The organism is Streptomyces sp. SAI-170, from assembly GCF_049739565.1.
Classification (GTDB): Bacteria; Actinomycetota; Actinomycetes; order Streptomycetales; family Streptomycetaceae; genus Streptomyces.
Genome location: NZ_JBMGQD010000001.1, coordinates 4464047 through 4485050 on the forward strand (window position 1 = coordinate 4464047; position 21004 = coordinate 4485050).

Below are 21004 nucleotides of genomic sequence, written 5' to 3' on the forward strand. Positions count from 1 at the left end.
GGTGGTGAGTGCGTATGGTGGTAGATCGTTTGATCCCATTTGCCCGGCGCCACAACAGAGCGCGCCGTGTGGCGCGTACTCTCCCTTGCCGTGGCGGACCGCATTGAGGCGGTCGTATGCGAATCACGGAGTTGACGGGCGCGTGCCGATGAGACTCCGGAAGGTTTCGCATACGCATGTCCATTTCCAGCACTGATCACACCGTCCTGCCCGAGGACATCGAGAACGTCGAGACGGACGTCGAGACGTTCGTCGACGGCGTCGAGAACGCCGAGACGGTCGAGGCCACCGACGCCTCCGACACTCCCGACGCCCCCGAGCTCACCTTCGCGGACCTCGGTCTGCCCGAGGGTGTCGTGCGCAAGCTCGCGCAGAACGGCGTGACCACCCCCTTCCCGATCCAGGCCGCGACCATCCCGGACGCGCTGGCGGGCAAGGACATCCTCGGCCGGGGCCGTACCGGTTCCGGCAAGACCCTCTCCTTCGGTCTGCCGACGCTGGCCCAGCTGGCCGGCGGCCGCACCGAGAAGAAGCGCCCGCGTGCGGTCATCCTCACGCCGACCCGCGAGCTGGCCATGCAGGTGGCCGATGCGCTCCAGCCGTACGGCGACGTCGTGGGCCTGAAGATGAAGGTCGTCTGCGGCGGTACGTCGATGGGCAACCAGATCTACGCCCTGGAGCGGGGCGTCGACATCCTGGTCGCCACGCCGGGCCGACTGCGCGACATCATCAACCGCGGCGCCTGCTCCCTGGAGGACGTGCAGATCGCCGTCCTCGACGAGGCCGACCAGATGTCCGACCTGGGCTTCCTGCCCGAGGTCACCGAGCTGCTCGACCAGGTCCCGGCCGGCGGCCAGCGGATGCTGTTCTCCGCCACGATGGAGAACGAGATCAAGACCCTCGTCGACCGTTACCTGACCTCGCCCGTCCTGCACGAGGTGGACGCGGCGCAGGGTGCGGTCACGACGATGTCGCACCACATCCTCATCGTGAAGCCCAAGGACAAGGCGCCGGTCACCGCCGCGATCGCCTCCCGCAAGGGCCGCACGATCATCTTCGTCCGGACCCAGCTGGGCGCAGACCGTGTCGCCGAGCAGCTGCGCGAGGCGGGCGTGAAGGCGGACGCGCTGCACGGCGGCATGACGCAGGGCGCGCGCACCCGGACGCTGGCGGACTTCAAGGACGGTTACGTCAACGTCCTGGTGGCGACGGACGTCGCCGCCCGCGGTATCCACGTCGACGGCATCGACCTGGTGCTGAACGTGGACCCGGCCGGTGACCACAAGGACTACCTGCACCGCGCCGGCCGTACCGCCCGTGCGGGCCGTACCGGCACGGTCGTGTCCCTGTCCCTGCCGCACCAGCGCCGCCAGATCTTCCGCCTGATGGAGGACGCGGGCGTCGACGCCTCGCGCCACATCATCCAGGGCGCCGGCGCCTTCGACCCGGAGGTCGCCGAGATCACCGGTGCCCGGTCGATGACCGAGGTGCAGGCCGAGTCGGCGGGCAACGCCGCCTCGCAGGCCGAGCGCGACGTGGCGCACCTGACCAAGCAGCTGGAGCGCGCCCAGCGCCGTGCCACCGAGCTGCGCGAGGAGGCCGACCGCCTGGTGGCGCGTGTGGCCCGTGAGCGCGGCGAGGACCCGGAGGCGGCCGTGGCCGCGGCGGCCGAGGCGGCTGTCGTCGCCGAGGTGTCCGTGCCGGAGCAGCCTGCGGCGCAGGATGTGGACCGGGTGGAGCGCGAGGAGCGCCCGTACGAGCGTCGTGAGCGCCGTGACGACCGCGGTGGTTTCAACCGTGACCGTCGTGACGACCGTGGTGGCCGTGGCTTCGAGCGCCGTGACGACCGTGGTGGCCGTTCCTTCGAGCGTCGTGACGACAACCGTGGCGGCTTCAACCGGGACCGTCGTGACGACCGCGGTGGCTTCAACCGTGACCGTGACGACCGTGGCGGCCGTTCCTTCGAGCGCCGTGACGACAACCGTGGTGGCTTCAACCGTGACCGTCGTGACGACCGCGGTGGGTTCAACCGTGACCGTGACGACCGTGGTGGCCGTTCCTTCGAGCGCCGTGACGACAACCGTGGCGGCTTCAACCGCGACCGTCGTGACGACCGCGGTGGCCGTTCCTTCGAGCGCCGCGACGACAACCGCGGTGGCTTCAACCGCGACCGCGACGACCGTGGCGGCTTCCGCCGTGACGAGCGCACCGGTCACCGCGGCAGCGACCGCCCCTTCAACCGCGACCGCCAGGGCGACCGCCCGGGCTTCCGCACCGGCGGCCACGAGCGCCCCTACGGCCGCCGTGACGACCACCGCAGCGGCGGCTCCTTCGGCCGCCGCGAGGACAAGCCGCGCTGGAAGCGCAACGGCTGACACCGCTGAGTGAACTGAGGCTCGGGAGACGCACAGCGTCTCCCGAGCCTTTTTTGCGTCTTCGCTGTTCGGCCCCGCTGCTACGCTCCCTCTGCCTTGAGAAGGAACGTAACTTCTGGGGCTTCTTCCTGAGGGGCCCCACACCCTCCGTCGTGCACTGTTCTTTGTCATGTCCGGGAGGGGACTGTTGGGCCAGTCTGTATTTCTTCGCAGCAGAATCGGCAAGCGCACAGCGGCGGCCGTCGCCGTGGCGGCGGCGTGCGCGGCCGGCGTCATCGCGGTGCCGCAGGACGCCGCTGCTGTGACCAGCACGGATGTGGTCATCCCGGCCACCGTGCGTGCCAAGCCACTGGCCGACCGAGTGGTGTTCGCAGGGGACTCCGGGTTTCTGCACAGCCGGGAGGGCGTCGGGGGGCTGTGGACGCCCTATGCCGACCCAGATTCTTCGTCCGAGTTCTGGATCACCGGGAACAGCCACAGTTACGCGAACAACGGTGCCTGGGGCGACGTGGTGGCGAACCCCGCAAGGATCGGCTCCACGACCACGGTGACCTTCCGTGACATGCGCGACGGCACCGAACGGAAGCTGGTCCTGCCTGCCGGGCAGCATTACGCGGCGAGTATCGGCGAGACCGTGCTCAGCGTGACCTACAGCGGTGCCGACGTGGTCTCCTGGCATCTGCTGCGGCTGGTGGACGGGAAGGTCGAGGACCGGCCGGTGACGGGCTTCCCGGCGGGTGCCACGCTGCGGGAGGGGCCGTCGGCGGCCAACGAGCAGGGCATGATCACCACCTACACCGTGGACGGTGTCTCCCGCGCCGTCTGGGTGGATCTGACCGCGGCGAGTGCAGCCCCGGTCCTGGACGGTTACCGGCAGAGCGGTGCCCGCGGGGCGCTGCTCGGCGACCGGTACGCCGTGTGGCACACCGACGGAGCGGTCAACGTCTTCGACACCGCCGACTTCTCGAAGCCGGTGCGCACGTTCTCCGTCCCGTACGAGAAGAACGCGCGGCTGCTCGGCATGGCCGGGGACGCGCTGCTGATCGCCCGGTACGACCTGTCCGCGGACGCAACGGTGCCTGCCAGAGACGCCCGGGTGCACCGCATCGTCGCCGTGTCCGCCGACGGCAGCGGGGAGCGGACGCTGCTCACCGAGGCGAGCGCGGACGTCGATGCCGCGCGGGACGGCAGCATGGTCGTGGTCGCGGGCAGCGACCCCGAGGCGGCGAGCATCCAGCGCATCAGCGTCGTGGACGGGGCGCCGCAAGCGGCTGTGCTGACCTCGATCCCGGCGGTGCGTTCCGAGTCGGCGGTGCCATCAGTCGCGAACGGGCGGATGCTGACGGTCGACTCCACACTCGGTGTGGGAATGGCCCTCAACCGCCGTACGATCTCTGCCACTTCGCCGCTCACCTACTCCGCCGCCACCACCCAGAGCGGGGGCTCGGCTCTGTACTGGCCCGACTGCTTCCGGCCGTTTCCCTGCCCGGAAGTGCGGGCCACCGGCGATGGCCGCATGCTCATCGATGACACCCACAGCGATCCCCCGCTGCTGGTGTCCGCGGACGGAACGCACGACACACCGCTGGGCACCACCCTGCAGCAGACCCAACTCGACGATGCCTCCGGCCGTTTCGCGCTGGTGCACGGCTGGAGGGAACAGACCGACCAGTTCTTCGTCCAGGTCCTCGATCTCGACAAGAACGCACCGCTGCGCACCCTCCCGCAGGGCGACTACGCGTTGTGGGGCCGCACCCTGTGGCAGAAGGGGAGCACGGCGGGCACCTTCGTCCCCATGGACGTCGTCACCGGGACCAAGGGCGCGGCCGTGAGTGTCGGATCCGGCTGCAACAATCCGTTCGGCGTCAGCGCTGCCGGTGACTGGCTCTACTGGAACTGCCGGACAGGCGCCGCGAAGGCCGGTCTGAAGAACCTGACGACCGGACGGACGATTCCGCTCAGCCGTCGCGCGGACGCGCTCGGCGACGGCTGGATCGTGTCCTCCCTGGACGACGGCACGATGGTCGTGGACGACGTCACCTCCGGTACGCCGGCCGAAGTCACCCGGTTCGCGCCCAAGAGGCTCACCCCCGGGGCCGGATGGACGACGGACCCGTACGGCGGCCCGCTCGCCTGGGTCGACGACCAGGACAACGTCCACGTCGTACGCGTGGGCACGGCCACGTCCCCGCTGGCTCAGATCGACAGGGACACCCCCGTCGGCGTAGCCGTCAAGGGCGGGGCGGCCTCCTGGACAGGCCGCTGGTGGCTGTCGAAGCCCGCCGCGTCCTGGAAGCTCACCCTGAAGAACAAGGCGACCGGGGCGGCCGTGCGCACCCTCAACGGGGGCGAGACCCGCGGCGCGGTCTCCGCCTCATGGAACGGGACGACCGCGGCAGGCGACCTGGTGGCCAACGGCTCGTACACCTGGACGCTCACGGCGCAGCCCGCTGACGGGCAGGGGGCGGCACTGGTGCGCACCGGCACCGTGAGGGTGTCCGGGGCGGCAGCGGTGCGCCGTGACCATGCGGGAGCGAACAGCACCCCTGACGGCGTCGGTGACCTGCTCACCATGAGTTCCGGCGGAGCCTTCTCCTTCCAGCAGGGGGACGGCGCCGGGAAGTTCAGCGGGATGACCTCCGGGGCCGGCTGGGCGACATCAGCGACCGCCGTTCCGTTCGGCGACCTCAACGGCGACCGCTGCAACGACGTGCTGGTGCGGATGTCCGACGGCTCGCTGCGCGGCTACAAGCCCGGCTGCGGCAAGCCGCTCACGCCGTCGACGTCGTACGCGAAGCTCGGCACCGGCTGGAACGCCCACAACATCCTCACCTCCCCCGGCGACCTCACCGGCGACAAGCGCCCCGACCTGCTGGCGAGGAGGGCGTCGACCGGGGACCTGTACCTGTACACGGCGAAGGCCGACGGCACCCTGGCCTCCGCGAAGAAGATCGCGTCCGGCTGGGGCATCTACACCAAGGTCGTCGGGGCCGGCGACCTCACCGGCGACGGCATCGGTGACGTGCTGGCCCGCGACCGGGCCGGGACGCTGTGGCGGTACGACGGTGACGGTGCGGGGACGGGTGCGCTGAAGGGCCGGGTGAAGGTGTTCTCCAGCTGGGGCGTCTCCTACAACGCCGTAGTCGGCGTCGGCGACATCACCGGCGACGGTAGGGCCGACCTGGTCGCGCGGGACACCGCGGGGAACCTGTACCGGCAGAGCGGCACCGGCAAGGGGTCGTTCGCCGCGCGGGTGAAGATCGGTACGGGCTGGCAGGGCTACAAGGGCCTGTTTTAGCCAAGCTGTGACGCATGTCACGCCCCCGGTGAGGGAATTGCTGGGGGCATGACAGATGACGTCAACGCGAGCGGGCCACCGACGGACGAAGAGCGGCTGGCCCAGCTCGGTTACACGCAGGTGCTCGCCCGCCGGATGTCGGCGTTCTCCAACTACGCGGTGTCGTTCACGATCATCTCGGTGCTGTCGGGCTGTCTGACGCTGTACCTGTTCGGCATGAACACCGGCGGCCCCGCGGTGATGATGTGGGGCTGGGTCGCCGTCGGCCTGATGACGCTGTTCGTGGGCCTGTCCATGGCCGAGATCTGCTCGGCGTATCCCACCTCGGCGGGCCTGTATTTCTGGGCGCACCGGCTCGCCCCCGCCCGGACAGCGGCCGCCTGGGCGTGGTTCACCGGCTGGTTCAACGTGCTCGGCCAGGTCGCCGTGACCGCGGGCATCGACTTCGGGGCGGCGTCCTTCCTCGGCGCGTACCTGAACCTCCAGTTCGGCTTCGAGGTGACGCCCGGCCGCACGATCCTCCTCTTCGCGGGCATCCTCGTCCTGCACGGCCTGCTGAACACCTTCGGCGTGCGGATCGTCGCGCTGCTGAACAACGTCAGCGTGTGGTGGCACGTCCTCGGAGTGGCGGTCATCGTCGGCGCACTGGCCCTCGTCCCCGACCGGCACCAGTCGGCGTCGTACGTCTTCGGCGAGTTCGTGAACCACACCGGCTGGGGCAGCGGCGCGTACGTGGTCCTGCTGGGACTTCTCATGGCCCAGTACACCTTCACCGGCTACGACGCCTCCGCGCACATGACGGAGGAGACGCACGACGCGTCGACGGCCGGCCCGAAGGGCATCGTCCGGTCCATCTGGACGTCCTGGATCGCCGGCTTCGTCCTCCTGCTGGGCTTCACCTTCGCCATCCAGTCGTACGAGGGCGCGCGGACGTCCCCGACCGGCGCGCCGCCCGCCCAGATCCTGCTCGACGCGCTGGGCGCGAGCGCCGGCAAACTGCTGCTGCTCGTGGTGATCGGGGCGCAACTGTTCTGCGGGATGGCGTCGGTGACGGCCAACAGCCGCATGATCTACGCCTTCTCCCGCGACGGCGCCCTGCCCTGGTCCCACGTCTGGCACACGGTCAGCCCGCGCACCCGCACCCCCGTCGCGGCGGTCTGGCTCGCCGCCCTCGGCGCGCTCGCGCTGGGGCTGCCGTATCTGATCAATGTGACGGCGTACGCGGCGGTGACCTCGATCGCCGTCATCGGCCTCTACATCGCCTACGTCATCCCGACGCTGCTGCGCGTGCGCAAGGGGGAGGCCTTCCAGCGGGGGCCATGGCATCTGGGCCGCTGGTCCGGGATCGTGGGCGTGGTCTCGGTGGCCTGGGTCGGCGTCATCACGGTCCTCTTCATGCTCCCGCAGGTCTCCCCGGTCACCTGGGAGACCTTCAACTACGCCCCCTTCGCCGTCCTCGCCGTCCTCGGCTTCGCCGCCGCCTGGTGGCTGGCCTCGGCCCGGCACTGGTTCCTCAACCCCGACCACGAGCGCACCATCGCCCGCGAGGCGGCCCGCGCCGGCACACCCGAACCGGTCGATCCCTAGCCATTCGCCACTCCGACGCGGCCGGGTCCCCGATACCCGATCGGAGACACGGCCACGTCCGGCTATGCTCGGGTAGGCAACATCGCCAGGGCCCTTAGCTCAATTGGCAGAGCAGTGGACTTTTAATCCATTGGTTGTGGGTTCGAGTCCCACAGGGCCTACCACCGGCAGGCGCCCGGGCCGACTTCGGTCGACCCGGGCGCCTGCCGCATCCGTCGGCGGTCATCTCCACCAGAAGCTGTACGCCCGCCCCAGCGCGTCGACCGCGCTCTCGTCCAGCTCGGGGTGCCGGGCGCGGGCGGCGTCCTGGTAGGCGCGGGTGGCGGCCTGGAGGTTCTGGGTGGTCCAGTCGGCCTCGAAGGTGTTCATCTCGGCGACCACCGTCTCGGCGTACGACAGGAGGCGTTCGGCCTCGGCGGGCTCGAACGCCTCCCTCACGGACTCGGGACTGAGCTTCGGATACGGCAGTCCCGCGCCCAGCAGGTACAGGGTGACGGCCCGGCTGCGGCGGTCGTCCGTCACCCGGGCGTCACCGCTTCGGCTGCTCTCCACGGGTGTAGAGCGTAGTCTCCGAGCCATTCTGCGAGTCGACGGAAACCACCTTGCTGACCTTGGCGTTGCGCTTGAGGTTCTCGAACTCGGTGTACCAGATCGCGTTCGGCCGCACGTAGGGGCCGAGGATCACATGCACCACCCCACTGGCCTGCCGCGCGAACTCCTCCGACACCGCCGACCATGCCACCTCGACCTTCTGCGAGCCGTCCCAGGTCGGCATGGTGATGTTCCGCTGCTTCAGCAGCATCCCCAGGGTGACGCCCTTGCGCTCGGTGGCGATCCGCTCGGCGATGTCCTCGCCGCCCGCCCCCAGCCCCGACCAGAAGTACGCGGTGCTCCGCCGCGTCGAGAAGTCCCCGACGACGACCTCGGCCCCGACCGTCCGCAGCGCCGAGGCGACCTGCGGCACGGCGGACTCGGACGGGTGGAAGGTGGCGTGCCCCCACTCCCCGTTCTGCTCCCGATCCGGGTACACCGCGATGACGGCCGTCCTGCCCGACGCCTGCGCCGCCTTGCCCGACCCGTGCGCCGCTTTCCCGGACCCCTGCGCCGCGACAACCGCCGCCCCACCACCGGCCCGCTCCCCGGCCACCGCCCCGACCTGCTGCCCACCGAGCAGCACGAAGACGGCCGCTCCGGCGGCCAGGGTCCTCGACAGCCATGCCCTCATTACGGCACCACACTCCTCGCCATGTGATCACTGTGTGCGATCGGGAGGCTACAACACGTGATGAGGTGGAGAGGGTGCGCTACACCGCTCCCCGCCGCACCAGCAGGTAACTCCGACGGCTCGGGTGCTCCGTGTCCGGGTGCGGGGCTCGGTCCAGGTGGGCTGTGAGCGAGAGGCCTGCTTCGGTGAGGGAGTGGGTCTCCGTGGTGGGGTCGAGGAAGTGGAAGGTGAGGTCGACCGGGTGGTCCCACCAGGTCGACAGGTGGCGGGAGTCGCCGGGGGCGGCGTCGGGGTCGCTGGTGTGGAAGGAGAGCAGGGCGTGGCCGCCGGGGCTGAGGACGCGGGCGAACTCGGCGTAGGCGAGGGGGCGTTGGCCGGCGTCCAGGTGGATGACCGCGTAGAGGCACAGGAGGGCCGGGACCGAGGAGGAGCGGATCGGGAGCCTGGTCATGTCGGCGGCCGCGAAGGGGAGGGCTGTCGTACGGCGGGCCACGCCGCACATGGCCGGGGAGAGGTCGAGGCCGGTCACACGGGCGCCGCGGGCTGCCAGGTAGGACGTGGCGTGGCCGGGGCCGCAGCCGATGTCGAGGACGGGGCCGTCGCCGGCCAGTTCGGCCAGGGTGTCCAGGAGGGCGCGGTCGAGGGGCTTGCCGGTGAGTTCGCCGGCGATCTCGGTGGCGTAGCGCTCGGCGACGGTGTCGTAGCTGCGGCTGGTGGAGGTGGGCAACGGGGGACCTCGCTGGTCGGCGTTCCCGTCCGTCCACGGGCTCGCGCTCCAGTATCGCCCTCAGCCCGCCGTGAGGTCCGTCAATTCGCCCAGCGCGAGCGTGTGTTGGGTCTGCAGGACCTTCGCGCGCAGGTAGCGGACGTTGTGCGCCGTGGTGAACACCCCGGTGGGGACGCGGTCGTGGACCGTGATGCCGAGGCCGTCCAACTGGGCCGCCTTGTCCGGGTTGTTGGAGAGCAGGTCGAGCTCCGTGATGCCGAGGGCGCGCAGCATCTGGGCCGCCGCCGTGTAGTCGCGGTCGTCCTCGGGGAGGCCCAGGGCCGCGTTGGCCTCGTACGTGTCGAGACCCTGGTCCTGAAGGGCGTAGGCGTCGAGCTTGTTGTAGAGGCCGATGCCGCGGCCCTCTTGGCGGAGGTAGAGCAGGACGCCGCCGCGGTCGGCGATGCGCTCGACCGCCTCGCGCAGCTGCGGGCCGCAGTCGCAGCGGGCCGAGCCGAAGACGTCGCCCGTCAGGCACTCGGAGTGGAGGCGGACCAGCGGCACGGCCCCCGGCCCGGCCGGCTCTCCCAGGATCACCGCCACGTGTTCCGCGCCGTCCGTCAGTCCGTGGAACGTCACCAGCTCGGCGTCGACGCGGTAGCCGTCGGCGAAGCTCAGCGGGACCCGGACGCGGGCGCGCTGGGTGGCGGCGGGCATGTCGGCCATGGGGTCTCCGTCCCTCGGTGTGCGGCTCATGCTTCAGATTTGAAGCAGTACACCTGACGGGACCGTACCTTGTGCTTGAAACTTTAAGCAACCTGGCGTGACGCACTTCACGAACGGCGCAGCCACGGCACGTCGTCGTCCTCCGCCGCACCCCTGATCGCCGTGCAGATCTCCTCCAGCTGGGCCACCTGCTCCGGGCTCAGCCGGTCGAACAGTCGCCTGCGGACCGTCTCGACGTGACCCGGCGCCGTGCGCTCCAGGACGGTCATGCCCTGCCCGGTCAGTACGGCGATGCTGCCGCGCCGGTCCGACGGGCAGCCCTCCCGGCCGACCAGGCCGTCCTTCTCCAGGCGGGTGACGGCATACGTCAGCCGGCTGCGGGTGATCTTCAGAGCCTCGGCCAGCTCCGTCATGCGCAGCCGCCGTTCCGGGGCCTCGGACAGGGTGGCCAGGATGGAGTAGTACAGATGCGGCATGCCGGCGTCCTGCTGGAGCTGCCGGTCCAGCGCGTCCTCCAGGAGGTGCGTCGCGGCGACGTAGGCGCGCCAGGCGCGCTGCTCGTCCGGGGTGAGCCAGCGGGTCGTCATGCCGCCAGTGTAGGTTTGCTTCAAACTTGAACCAAGTCTGTCCGGTCAGACAACTTCGCCCGCTCCGAGAGGGCCGCCGATGCCGTACCCGTACGTCCTCCTCTCCGCCGCCGTCTCCCTCGACGGCTACCTCGACGACACCGGCCCCGACCGTCTGCTGCTCTCCTCCCCGGCCGACTTCGACCGGGTCGACGCCGTACGGGCCTCCTGCGACGCGATCCTCGTCGGCGCCGGCACCCTGCGCGCCGACAACCCGCGGCTGCTGGTCAACTCCGCCGAGCGGCGTGCCGCGCGGGTCGCCGCCGGGCGGCCGGAGTTCCCGCTGAAGGTCTGCGTCAGCGCCACCGGCGACCTCGACCCCGGCGCCCGCTTCTGGCACACCGGCGGCGAGAAGGTCCTGTACACCACCGACAAGGGCGCCGAGCGGGCCCGGCGGGCCGGGATCGCCGCCGACGTCGTCGCCCTCGGCCCCGTGCTCGACTGGCGGGCCGTCCTGGAGCATCTGCACGACGTACGCGGTGTACGGCGGCTCATGGTCGAGGGCGGCGGCACCGTCCACACCCAGCTCCTGAAGGAGCAGCTCGCCGACGAACTCCAGCTCGTCCTCGCACCCCTGCTGGTCGGCACCCCCGACGCGCCCCGGCTGTTCGGGCCCGGCGGCTACCAGAGCGGCCGGCTGCGGCTCGTGGAGACCCGGCGCATCGAGGACGTCGTACTGATGCGGTACGAGCCCACCGCGCCCGGCGCCGGCGGCGTCGCCGTGCCCGCCGACCGGCACTGGCTCGCCCTCGCCTGCGAGCTGGCGGCGCTGTGCCCGCCGTCGCGGACGGCGTTCAGCGTGGGCGCGGTCGTGGTCGCCGCCGACGGCACCGAGCTGGCCCGCGGCCACTCCCGCGAGGGCGACGACCCGGTGGTGCACGCCGAGGAGGCCGCGCTCGCCAAGATCGACCCGGCCGACCCGCGGCTGCCCGACGCCACCGTCTACTCCAGCCTGGAACCCTGCGCCCGCCGCGCCTCCCGGCCCGCGCCCTGCGCCCGGCTGATCCTCGACGCGGGCGTACACCGGGTGGTCACCGCCTGGCGCGAACCCGACACCTTCGTCACCGACGCGGACGGCAGCGGGCTGCTCGCGTCCCGCGGCGTCGACGTCCTCGTCCTCGCGGAGTACGAGGATGCGGCCAAGGCGCCCAACGCTCATCTGCTCGGCTGATCTGGAGAAACCCGCAGGTCAGAGGGGTGGGCCTAAACGTTTCGCTTTATGTCCCGCGGATGGCGTACACTGGTTTCAACGACGCGGGGTGGAGCAGCTCGGTAGCTCGCTGGGCTCATAACCCAGAGGTCGCAGGTTCAAATCCTGTCCCCGCTACTGAAGACTCAGGGCCGGTATCCATGCAGATGGATACCGGCCCTGAGTGTTTCCCGCACACCTGTCACCCCGCCTTCCCCCGGTCCCCCGGTCGGACTCCCCCGCTCGCCGCCCGCACCCGCCGCGGCGACCCTTGGACGGACGGGGCCCGACTCGCGGCCCGCGCCGACACGCGCTGCGGGAGTACGAGTGGTGCCGCCTGGTGAGCTGGGGCCCGAGCGGAGAGCCGGCGCGAGGGGGCACGCCGGGGCCGGGGATGCGGCGGGTCCGGAGCCTGGTGATCCTGTGGGCCCGGCGGCTGGCGATCCGGCGGGCCCGGAGGCCGGTGATCCCGCGGGCCCGAAGCCCGGCGACTCCGTGGGCCCGGAGGCTGGCGATCTCGGGGGCCCGGAGGTCGGCAATCCCGCAGGCCCGGAGGCCGGTGATCCCGCGGGCCCGAAGCCCGGCGACTCCGTGGGCCCGAAGGTCGGCGATCTCGGGGGCCCGGAGGTCGGCAATCCCGCAGGCCCGGAGGCCGGTGATCCCGCGGACCCGAACCCCCGCGACCCCGCGGGCCCGGAGGCTGGCGATCTCGCGGGCCCGGAGGCCGGCGATCCCGTAGACCCGAAGCCTGGCGACCCCGCAGCCCCGAAGCCCGGCGATCCGGCGGGCCCGGAGGCCGGCGATCTCGCAGACCCGAAGCCTGGCGACCCCGCAGCCCCGAAGCCCGGCGACCCGGCGGGCCCGGAGGCCGGCGATCTCGCAGACCCGAAGCCCGGCGATCTCGCGGGCCCGAAGCCCGGCGACCCCGCGGGCCCGAAGCCCGGCGACCTCGCAGACTCCAACCCCGGCAACCCAGCGCCCCCCGACCCCGACGCCCCCGCGCCCAGCACCAGACCCCCCGAGCGGCGGCGGATCTCCTGCACCCGGACCCTCGTCCGCGCCCTGCCCGCCGTGCTGATTGCCGCCGGTGCGGCCTACGACCGCTTCACGCCGGCCGCGTACACCGCGGTCCCCTTCTTCACCGCGGCCCCCCTCGTCGCCGCCCCGCTCTACTCCCGGCGCGGCACGCTGCTCACCGGGGCCGCCGCGGTCGTCGTCGTACTGGGCGTGCATCTGCTGATGGGGATCGTCCTGGACGTGGAGTCGGTCACCGAGCTGGTCACCGTGGTGACGGTGTCCTTCCTGGCGGTCGTCATCAACATCCTCGTGCGTCGCGGCGACGAGCGCCTCGCCTCGGCGCGCGAGATCGCCGAGGCCGCGCAGCGGGCCGTGCTGCCTGAGCCCGCCGAGCGGATCGGCGGGTTCGAGATCGCCGCGCGCTACGAGGCGGCGCAGGAGGACGCGTTCATCGGCGGCGACCTGTACGCGGTGCAGGACAGCCCGCACGGGGTGCGGCTCGTGGTCGGGGACGTACGCGGCAAGGGCATGGGCGCGGTGTCGGCGGTCGCCGTCGTCATCGGGGCGTTCCGGGAGGCGGCCGAGCAGGAGGCCACGCTGGAGGCGGTCGCCCAGCGGCTGGAGCGCGCCCTGGACCGGGAGGGCACGCGGCGCGACGGGCTGGACGCCCACGAGGGGTTCACCACGGCCGTGCTCGCCGAACTCCCGCACGGCGACGGCGTCGTACGCCTCCTCAACCGCGGCCATCCCGCCCCGCTCGTGCTGCACGCCGACGGCACCCTCGTCCCGCTGTCCGCCCACCGGCCCGCCCTGCCGCTCGGCATGAGCGACCTCGGCCGCCGGCCCGACCGCACCGAGGAGCACCCCCTCCCCGGCGGTGCCACCCTGCTGCTCTTCACCGACGGTCTGTCCGAGGCCCGTGACGCCCGCGGGGTGTTCTACGGCCCCGAGGCGCGGCTCGCCGGGCGCACCTTCCGCGGCCCCGGCCAGTTGCTGCGCACCCTCGCGGAGGAGGTCCGCCGGCACACCGGAGGCGCCCTCGCCGACGACATGGCGCTGCTCGCCGTACGGCGCCCGGGCCCGGGGTGACGTGCTGTGACCGGGCGAGCGCCCTGCGCATAACATCTGAGTCACCATCAAAAACTCGGACGGTACTGAGGCCCGGTCAACTCGCCCGTTTTTCGCCCCTCGTGGGTTCTACGTCCCTGTCGATCGCGTTAATGATCAAGCCGAACGGCTTGGAATTGGAGGCCCGGTTCTATTAACGTCCGATAACGCAGCGCGGTCGTCCCAGCCGTCACAAGAGACGGCTCCGTGCGCACGCGCCGAATCCCGTCAGGGAACCGGGGAACCACCAACTTGGGGTGAATCGGGCGTATTTCGCCGTGGACACACGGTGGCATATACGCGCGTAGGAGACCTTCCTGCTCCGAACCCGTCAGCTAACCCGGTAGGCGAGAAGGAAGGAAAGGAGCACGCCCACGTGGCGTCCAACCGCCCTGCCCCGCATGCCCCGTTCATGCCGGGCCAGCGCACCGCCGAGACCGAGGAAACGTTCGTCTACGGCGGCCACCCCACCGACGAGGGACCGTGGGAGGAGTGGAACCCCACCGCGGACTCCGTCCGCCCCGTCCGCGGCCGCCACCGCGTCGCCAAGCAGCGCGGCGGCGGACTCGCCCGCAGCTCCACCGTCCTCGGCGTCGGCGTCATAGCCGCGGTCGGCGCCGGCGGCATGGCCAGCGCCCAGTCCGGCAAGCCGCCGGTCGCCATCTCCATGCCCGACCTGCCCTCCATCGGCTCCCTCATCTCCGACGACGCGCCCGCCGAGGAGACCACCGAGGCCGCCGCCCCGCTCAGCAGCCTCGGCACCGACACGGCCGACGCCACCGAGGGCACCGCCGACGCCGGTGAGGCACTGCGCGCCCGCATCATGGCGCAGGCCGCCCAGCAGCAGGACCAGGCCGACACCAAGGCCGCCCAGGCGGCCCAGGCCGCGGCTCAGGCCGCTGCCGAGAAGAAGGCCGCCGAGGCCGCCGCCCAGGCCGAGAAGGAGGCGGAGGCCAAGGCCGCCGCCGAGAAGGCCGCCGCGGAGGAAGAGGCCCGCAAGAAGGCCGAGGCCGAGCGCCTCGCCGAGCTGGCCCGCCAGTACACGCTGCCGACCTCCTCGTACACGATCACCTCCACCTACGGCCAGGCCGGCTCGATGTGGTCCTCCGGCTACCACACCGGCCTCGACTTCGCCGCGCCCACCGGTACGCCGATCAAGGCGGTCCACACCGGCACGATCACCGAGGCCGGCTGGAGCGGGTCGTACGGCTACAGCACCGTTCTCACCCTTGAGGACGGCACCGAGATCCGCTACGCCCACCAGTCCTCGATCAACGTCAGCGTCGGCCAGACGGTCAACACGGGCGATGTCATCGGGCGCGTCGGCGCGACCGGCAACGTGACCGGGCCGCACCTGCACCTGGAGGTGCACATCGACGGGGCCGGCGTGGACCCCATGGCATGGCTGCGGGACCGGGGTCTGAACCCCTGACGCCCCCTCGGCTCGACTGAAACCCCGGCGGTCCTGACGACAACCCCCCGACGTCAGGGCTGCCGGTTTCGTCTGCCTAGGGGCAGGCCCTAAGACCTAGGGGCAGGCCCTAGGACCGGTACGGGTTGTACGCCGGGTACAGCGGCTGGGCCGGGTAGGCCGGGTGCGGCTGGATCCCGTAGCCGTAGCCGGGCGCGTAGTACGCCCGGACCGGTGTCGTCGCCCGGGCCGCGTACTGCAGAGCCGGGTGGGCCACCTCGTGGCGGGCCCACAGCTCGTGCAGCAGCGCCCGCTCCCGTACGACGAAGTCGGCGCTCGCGCGGCCGCGGCGGGCCCGGTGCCGCAGGAAGGCCAGGGACGTGGCGTACGCCTCGTACTGCGCCACGGCCCGCTTCGCCCGCTTGCCCAGGTGACGGTCGGCGTACTCGCGGGCCAGCCGGCGGGCGCGCATCGAGCCGAGCGCGTACGGCTCCGCCGGGGTCAGCCAGCCCGCCGCGACATACGGCGGGAGTTCCTCGCGCACCGTGCGCAGCTCCCGCTGCCGGGTCCAGATCACCAGCCACGTCAGCAGGCCGAACGCGGGCACCATGAACGCCCCGTACACCGCCAGGAACCCGAACTCGCCGAAGGTCGCCGAGCCGTTCCACAGCGCGTGCATGCCCATCGCCAGCAGGAGGCCGCAGAGGGGGACGGCCGTGCGGCGCAGGGTCTGGCGCTCGGCGGACAGCGCGGCGACGCCGAAGCCGATGCCGGTCAGGACGGTGAACAGCGGATGCGCGAACGGCGACATGATCACGCGGACGAAGAAGGTCGCGGCGGTGACGGACGCGATGCCGCTGTCGCCGGTGAGCTGGTCGGTGCCGAAGGCGTTGCCCAGATAGAGGATGTTCTCCGTGAACGCGAAGCCGGTCGCGGTGACACCGGCGATGACGACGCCGTCGACGATCCCGGTGAAGTCCGCTCTGCGGAACAGGAACAGCAGCAGGATCGCGGCCGCCTTCGCGGACTCCTCGACGACCGGCGCTATCACCGTCGCGCCGAGGGTGTCGGCACTGGACGGGTCGGCCGTCGCCGTCGCTATCCAGCGCGTCGCGAAACTGTTCGCCACGATCGCGATCAGCGCCGCCGCGCACGCGCCCCAGGCGAAGGAGAACAGCAGATTGCGCCAGGGGCCCGGCTCCACGCGGTCCAGCCAGCGGAACGCGGCTATGAGCAGCGGAACGGGCAGCACCGCGAGGCCCAGCCCCACCAGGAAGCCGTCCGTGCCGGTCTGCTCGCGCACCAGGGCCAGGATCACCAGCCCGGACAGCGCCAGCAGGGTGATCAGCGCGGCGTAGCGCACCCAGGTGCGTTGCCACCAGTGCGGATGCCGTGTGCCGCCGGCGGAGCCTGAGCCTGAGGGACGGGGCGGATGTGCCGGGTACGCCGGGTACGGAGGACTGGTGGCCACGACATCGACCCTAACGGGGGATACGGGGTTGGCGCTTGGCTTCCCTAGGGGGCTGAAGGCTTCCTCAGGGGGCTACGGGGTCAGCCCCGGGCTTCCTTCTCGCCGTGCTGTACGCGACGGAAGAGCAGGTCGTTCACCACATGACCCTTGTCCAGTCCCTGCCCCTCGAAACGGGTCAGCGGACGGAAGCCGGGGCGCGGAGCGAAGCCGCCGTCCGGCTGGGTGTTCTCGAAGTCGGGGTGCGCGCCGAGCACCTCCAGCATCTGCTCGGCGTACGGCTCCCAGTCCGTGGCGCAGTGCACCAGCGCGCCCGGCCTGAGGCGGGTGGCGGCGAGGCTGAGGAACTCCGGCTGGATCAGCCGGCGCTTGTGGTGGCGCTTCTTCGGCCAGGGGTCGGGGAAGTAGACGCGCAGGCCGTCGAGGGAGTCCGGGGCGAGCATCTCGCGCAGCAGGATGATCGCGTCGCCGTTGGCGACCCGGATGTTGGTGAGCCCGCCTCGGTCGGCGAGGCCCAGCAGGTTGCCCTGGCCGGGGGTGTGGACGTCCACCGCGAGGATGTTGGTGTCCGGGTCTGCGGCGGCCATCTGGGCGGTGGCCTCGCCCATGCCGAAGCCGATCTCCAGGACGACCGGGTTGTCGTTGCCGAACAGCTCGCCGAGGTCGGGGATCTTGTGCCCGTCGATGTCCAGGCCCCACTTGGGCCACAGGCGCGCGAGGGCGTCGGCCTGGCCGGCGGTGACGCGGCTGCGGCGGGGCTGGAAGCTGCGGATCCTTCTCTCGAAGTGGGAGCCGGCGGGGTCGGCCTTGGGGCCGTCCGGGAATCTGGGGGTTCCCTTGGGGCGGCGGGTCTCAGGGGGGTTCGGGGCGTCAGACACAGTGGGGCGATTTTACGTGGGGGCGGGGGAGCCGCGCCCCTAGGTGCCTTGCAGTTCGAGCATCCCCAAAGCTCGGCGGGCAACCTCCCTCCCGATCGGAAGGGACGCCGTGGCGGCAGGGGAGGGCGCGTTCAGGACGTGGACGGCTCTCGGCGCTTCCTTGATGAGGAAGTCGTCGACCAGGGTGCCGTCGCGCAGGACGGCCTGGGCGCGGACGCCGGCCGGGGCGGGGACCAGGTCCTCCTGCGTGACGGCGGGCAGGAGCCGGCGGACCGCCTCGGTGAAGGCGGCCCGGGACAGGGAGCGGTGCAGCTCGCCCGCGCCGTAGCGCCAGTGGCGGCGGGCTATGTGCCAGGAGCCGGGCCAGGCGAGGGTGGCGCCCAGCTCGCGGGGCCGGACGGTTCTCCAGTCGTAGCCCTCGCGGGCCAGGGCGGGCACGGCGTTGGGGCCGACGTGGACGCCGCCGTCGATACCGCGGGTGAGGTGGACGCCGAGGAAGGGGAACGCCGGGTCCGGCACCGGGTAGACGAGGCCCCGCACCAGCTCGGGCCGCGCCAGCTCGTAGTACTCGCCACGGAAGGGGACGATCCGCATGTCCGGCTCGTCGCCGGTCATCCGGGCGATCTCGTCGCAGCGCAGCCCGGCGCAGTTCACCAGGACCCGGCCGCGCACGACGTCCCCGCGCGCGGTGCGCACGGCCACGCCGAGAGCGGGGCGGCGGTCCACCTGGACGACCTGCGCGCCGTAGCGGATGTCGGCGCCGGAGGTCTCGGCGAGCCGCCGGGCGACCCCGACGAAGTCGCACACGCCCGTGCTGCCGACGTGTATCGCCGCGAGGCCGCGCACCTCGGGCTCGTACTCCATGATCTGGGCGGGCCCCAGCTCCCGTACCGGAATGCCGTTCTCCCGGCCGCGCTGCACCAGCGCGTGCAGCCGGGGCAGCTCCTCCCGCTCGGTGGCGACGATCAGCTTGCCGGTGACGGCGTGGTCGATGCCGTACTCGGCGCAGAACTTCACCATCTCGGCTGCGCCCCGCACCGCGTACCGTGCCTTGAGCGAGCCCGGGCGGTAGTAGATCCCGCTGTGGATGACGCCGCTGTTGCGCCCCGTCTGGTGCCGGGCGGGGCCCGGCTCCTTCTCCAGCACCGTCACCCGTGTGCCGGGCGCGGCCCGCGTGATCGCGTACGCCGTCGACAGCCCGACGATCCCCCCGCCGATCACCAGCACATCGCAGTCGTACGCGAACCCGGATCGCACCCGCACCACCTCCCGCATCCGATAGTGCACTGCGCCGCTGACAACGCCTTCAAACGCATGTGCCCCGACGGGTGAGGGGCCGCGTCGGTGGCTCTCTACGCCGGAGCCATCAGCAAGGGCCGCGCCCTCTCCCGCAGCTCCACCACGCGGGGCTCGTCCCCGTACGGCTCCAGCCGGTGCAGCAGGTCCTTGACGTACTCCGTGGTCCGGGCCGAGGAGATACGCCCGGCCACCTCCACGGCCCGCACGCCCTGCTCGCACGCCGCGTCGAGGTTCCCCGACTCCAGTTCGGCGACGGCCGAGACGACGAGCCGCAGCCCATGGGACCGTACGAACTCCTCGGTCGGCTTGGACAGGGCGTACTCGGTGAAGCGTCGCACCTGGCGGGGCGCCTTCAGGTCGCGGTAGCACTCGGCCGCGTCCGCGGCGAAGCGGTCGTAGGAGTAGAAACCCAGCCAGCTGGGGTCGCTGTCGCCGGGACGGGCCCGTTCCAGCCAGCTCTCGGCGGCCTTCAGGGCGGCGCCCGCCGCCTGCGCGTCTCCGGCGCGCGCGTGCGCGCGTGCCTCGACGAGGCGGAAGAAGCTCATCGTGCGTGCGGTGGCCAGGCCCCGGTTGCGCTCCAGGGCGGCCTGCGCGAGGTCGACGCCCTCGTCGCCGAAGCCGCGGTAGGTGGCCTGGAGGGACATGGAGGCGAGGACGTACCCCCCGAGGGGGACGTCCGCGGCCGCGCGGGCGAGGCGCAGGGCCTGGATGTAGTAGCGCTGGGCGGCCTCCTGCTGGCCGGTGTCGAAGGCCATCCAGCCGGCCAGCCGGGTCAGCTCGGCGCTGGCGCCGAACAGGGCGCGGCCGACGTCGTCGGAGTAGGAGCCCAGCAGCAGCGGGGCCGCCTCCACTCGTAAACACTCCGGGACCATGGAGGAGCGCCAGTCGCCGCCGCCGTACTTGGAGTCCCAGCGCCGGGCGTCCTCGGCGGCCTCCCGCAGCTTCTGCACATCGCTGTGGCCGACTTTGAGCGGTGAGCCGGTGCCCTCCGCATGGCTCGGCTCGCGTGCGACCGAGCTGTCGGCCGGGGTTATCAGCCATCGTGACGCGGGCGTCGCGTACGCGGTGACGGCGAAGGATCCGGCCAGCGACTGCCAGATGCCGCCGGAGCCGGCGCGGCGCCCGGCGAGGTCGAGCCGGTAGAGCTCGGTGGCTGATTTCACCGCCTGGCCGACGTCCCGGGGGAAGGCGAGGCCCACCTCGGGCGCGGGGTCGGCATCCGCGAGGCCGATCTCGTGCAGCGGTACCGGCCGGCCGAGTTTCTGGCCGATCGCGGCCGCGATCAGATGCGGTGCCGCACCCTGCGGCACCATGCCCTTCGACACCCAGCGCGCCACCGACGTCTTGTCGTAGCGAAGCGTCAAACCCCGTTGTGCGCCAAGGTCGTTGACGCGCCGCGCGAGGCCTGCGTTGCTGATTCCCGCGAGGGCGAGAACGGCGCCGAGCTTTTCGTTCGGCCCGCGTTGCTCCCTGGACATGCGCCACCCCTCGACACAGACGGCTGCCGCTCTGGCATAACCACGCGGCATTCGTAAACCCAGCGTAGTTCGCCGCATCCCAAGCGTTAAGGGGCATTGTTCCGGATGGCGGGATTGTGGTCCGCACTGAAGTACGGCCCGGGCACGGTGCGTTGCGGTGTGCTCCCGCTGTGTGGCCGTGCGCCTGTGCGTGCGCTCTTCTCCGGCCATCTGGGGAGCGATTCCATGGCTCTTGCGTGGGTCGGCCCGCTGTACTGGATCCAGTGGGCTGGGGGACACCGCCGCCTTCATCCCCGCGGGCGGCGGACCGGTCCGGGGGGCGAGCTCCGCCTCCCGGGCTGCGCGCACCCGGTGGTGCGCAGAGCCTGTACGGAGCGTGCGCGGCAGCGGATCAACACCCGCAGCCCCGCCGTTTTTTGGCCGAAAATCGACCCCCTCGGGCAGGGGGGAACAGCCCTCCCACCACGGGAGTTGAGGGCGCGCAAGGTGTTTCGAGGGAGCATTCAGGGGGCGCATTCGCGTCGCAGCGCCCCACCTCCCCCGGCCACCGCTCCGCCGAAGCCCCCGCGCGCGGGGGCTGATTCGGTGTGCCGCAAGCGGCACCGCCGACGCTC

General features: G+C 71.8%; 15 protein-coding genes, 2 tRNA genes and 1 riboswitch. Of the genes, 8 read left to right on the forward strand and 9 right to left on the reverse strand.

Annotation, left to right across the window (positions count from 1 at the left end):
* Nucleotides 1-176: 176 nt before the first annotated feature.
* The 4 genes from RKD23_RS19965 to RKD23_RS19980 all read left to right on the forward strand — a co-directional run bounded on the left by RKD23_RS19965 (nt 177) and on the right by RKD23_RS19980 (nt 7424).
* Nucleotides 177-2375, forward strand: a complete 2199-nt coding sequence (locus RKD23_RS19965; protein WP_424854889.1) for a DEAD/DEAH box helicase — start codon at nt 177-179, stop codon at nt 2373-2375.
* Nucleotides 2376-2562: 187 nt separating this feature from the next.
* Nucleotides 2563-5673 carry an FG-GAP-like repeat-containing protein gene (locus RKD23_RS19970; protein ID WP_424854890.1) on the forward strand — a complete coding sequence of 1037 codons (3111 nt, stop codon included), beginning with the start codon at nt 2563-2565 and terminating at the stop codon, nt 5671-5673.
* Nucleotides 5674-5721: 48 nt separating this feature from the next.
* A complete protein-coding gene (locus RKD23_RS19975) occupies nt 5722-7260 on the forward strand; it encodes an amino acid permease (RefSeq protein ID WP_424854891.1) in 1539 nt (512 codons plus the stop codon).
* A gap of 88 nt (nt 7261-7348) precedes the next feature.
* Nucleotides 7349-7424: transfer RNA gene (locus tag RKD23_RS19980), tRNA-Lys, on the forward strand.
* A 58-nt stretch (nt 7425-7482) separates the two neighbouring features.
* Here the strand turns inward: RKD23_RS19980 and RKD23_RS19985 are convergent.
* The 5 genes from RKD23_RS19985 to RKD23_RS20005 all read right to left on the reverse strand — a co-directional run bounded on the left by RKD23_RS19985 (nt 7483) and on the right by RKD23_RS20005 (nt 10504).
* Nucleotides 7483-7812, reverse strand: coding sequence for a hypothetical protein (locus RKD23_RS19985; RefSeq protein ID WP_424854892.1), 330 nt, complete (start codon nt 7810-7812; stop codon nt 7483-7485).
* Nucleotides 7790-8485: a hypothetical protein gene (locus RKD23_RS19990; protein WP_424854893.1), complete on the reverse strand. Its 696-nt coding sequence runs from the start codon at nt 8483-8485 to the stop codon at nt 7790-7792. Before RKD23_RS19990 ends, RKD23_RS19985 begins: the two co-directional genes overlap by 23 nt.
* A 79-nt stretch (nt 8486-8564) precedes the next feature.
* Complete coding sequence (locus RKD23_RS19995; protein ID WP_424854894.1) at nt 8565-9212, reverse strand: class I SAM-dependent methyltransferase; 648 nt, start codon at nt 9210-9212, stop codon at nt 8565-8567.
* Nucleotides 9213-9272: 60 nt separating this feature from the next.
* Complete coding sequence (locus RKD23_RS20000) at nt 9273-9917, reverse strand: GTP cyclohydrolase II (RefSeq protein WP_424854895.1); 645 nt, start codon at nt 9915-9917, stop codon at nt 9273-9275.
* Between the two features lie 107 nt (nt 9918-10024).
* Nucleotides 10025-10504 (reverse strand): MarR family winged helix-turn-helix transcriptional regulator, encoded by a 480-nt coding sequence (locus RKD23_RS20005; RefSeq protein WP_424854896.1) that lies wholly within the window; start codon nt 10502-10504, stop codon nt 10025-10027.
* Nucleotides 10505-10583: 79 nt separating this feature from the next.
* Here RKD23_RS20005 and RKD23_RS20010 point away from each other — a divergent pair, with 79 nt between their 5' ends.
* From RKD23_RS20010 to RKD23_RS20025, 4 genes are all read left to right on the forward strand, one after another.
* Complete coding sequence (locus RKD23_RS20010; protein ID WP_424854897.1) at nt 10584-11714, forward strand: dihydrofolate reductase family protein; 1131 nt, start codon at nt 10584-10586, stop codon at nt 11712-11714.
* An 82-nt stretch (nt 11715-11796) separates the two neighbouring features.
* Nucleotides 11797-11870 (forward strand) — tRNA-Met (locus tag RKD23_RS20015).
* Nucleotides 11871-12764: 894 nt separating this feature from the next.
* On the forward strand, nt 12765-13838 hold the full coding sequence (locus RKD23_RS20020) for a PP2C family protein-serine/threonine phosphatase (protein WP_424858288.1): 1074 nt from the start codon (nt 12765-12767) through the stop codon (nt 13836-13838).
* Between the two features lie 224 nt (nt 13839-14062).
* Nucleotides 14063-14221: riboswitch (cyclic di-AMP (ydaO/yuaA leader) on the forward strand.
* Nucleotides 14222-14232: 11 nt separating this feature from the next.
* Nucleotides 14233-15288, forward strand: a complete 1056-nt coding sequence (locus tag RKD23_RS20025) for a M23 family metallopeptidase (protein ID WP_424854898.1) — start codon at nt 14233-14235, stop codon at nt 15286-15288.
* Nucleotides 15289-15397: 109 nt separating this feature from the next.
* On the opposite strand, the gene RKD23_RS20030 is transcribed toward RKD23_RS20025, so the two are convergent.
* The 4 genes from RKD23_RS20030 to RKD23_RS20045 form a co-directional block, all read right to left on the reverse strand.
* Nucleotides 15398-16738 (reverse strand): PrsW family intramembrane metalloprotease, encoded by a 1341-nt coding sequence (locus RKD23_RS20030; RefSeq protein ID WP_424854899.1) that lies wholly within the window; start codon nt 16736-16738, stop codon nt 15398-15400.
* Between the two features lie 80 nt (nt 16739-16818).
* Entirely contained in the window at nt 16819-17613 is a 795-nt protein-coding gene (trmB, locus tag RKD23_RS20035) for a tRNA (guanosine(46)-N7)-methyltransferase TrmB (RefSeq protein WP_424854900.1), read from the reverse strand.
* Between the two features lie 39 nt (nt 17614-17652).
* Nucleotides 17653-18888: an L-2-hydroxyglutarate oxidase gene (lhgO, locus tag RKD23_RS20040; RefSeq protein ID WP_424858289.1), complete on the reverse strand. Its 1236-nt coding sequence runs from the start codon at nt 18886-18888 to the stop codon at nt 17653-17655.
* Between the two features lie 77 nt (nt 18889-18965).
* The gene (locus tag RKD23_RS20045) at nt 18966-20390 is read right to left on the reverse strand and encodes an MFS transporter (RefSeq protein WP_424854901.1); all 1425 of its coding nucleotides are present in this window, start codon (nt 20388-20390) and stop codon (nt 18966-18968) included.
* Nucleotides 20391-21004: the final 614 nt, after the last annotated feature.

Excerpts from the sequence above, each read along its gene's own strand:
- RKD23_RS19965 (WP_424854889.1), top strand. The coding sequence starts at position 177 with ATGTCCATTTCCAGCACTGATCACACCGTCCTGCCCGAGGACATCGAG.
- RKD23_RS19975 (WP_424854891.1), top strand. The coding sequence starts at position 5,722 with ATGACAGATGACGTCAACGCGAGCGGGCCACCGACGGACGAAGAGCGG.
- RKD23_RS19990 (WP_424854893.1), bottom strand. The coding sequence starts at position 8,485 with ATGAGGGCATGGCTGTCGAGGACCCTGGCCGCCGGAGCGGCCGTCTTC.
- RKD23_RS20000 (WP_424854895.1), bottom strand. The coding sequence starts at position 9,917 with ATGGCCGACATGCCCGCCGCCACCCAGCGCGCCCGCGTCCGGGTCCCG.
- RKD23_RS20005 (WP_424854896.1), bottom strand. The coding sequence starts at position 10,504 with ATGACGACCCGCTGGCTCACCCCGGACGAGCAGCGCGCCTGGCGCGCC.
- RKD23_RS20010 (WP_424854897.1), top strand. The coding sequence starts at position 10,584 with ATGCCGTACCCGTACGTCCTCCTCTCCGCCGCCGTCTCCCTCGACGGC.
- lhgO (WP_424858289.1), bottom strand. The coding sequence starts at position 18,888 with ATGCGGGAGGTGGTGCGGGTGCGATCCGGGTTCGCGTACGACTGCGAT.
- RKD23_RS20045 (WP_424854901.1), bottom strand. The coding sequence starts at position 20,390 with ATGTCCAGGGAGCAACGCGGGCCGAACGAAAAGCTCGGCGCCGTTCTC.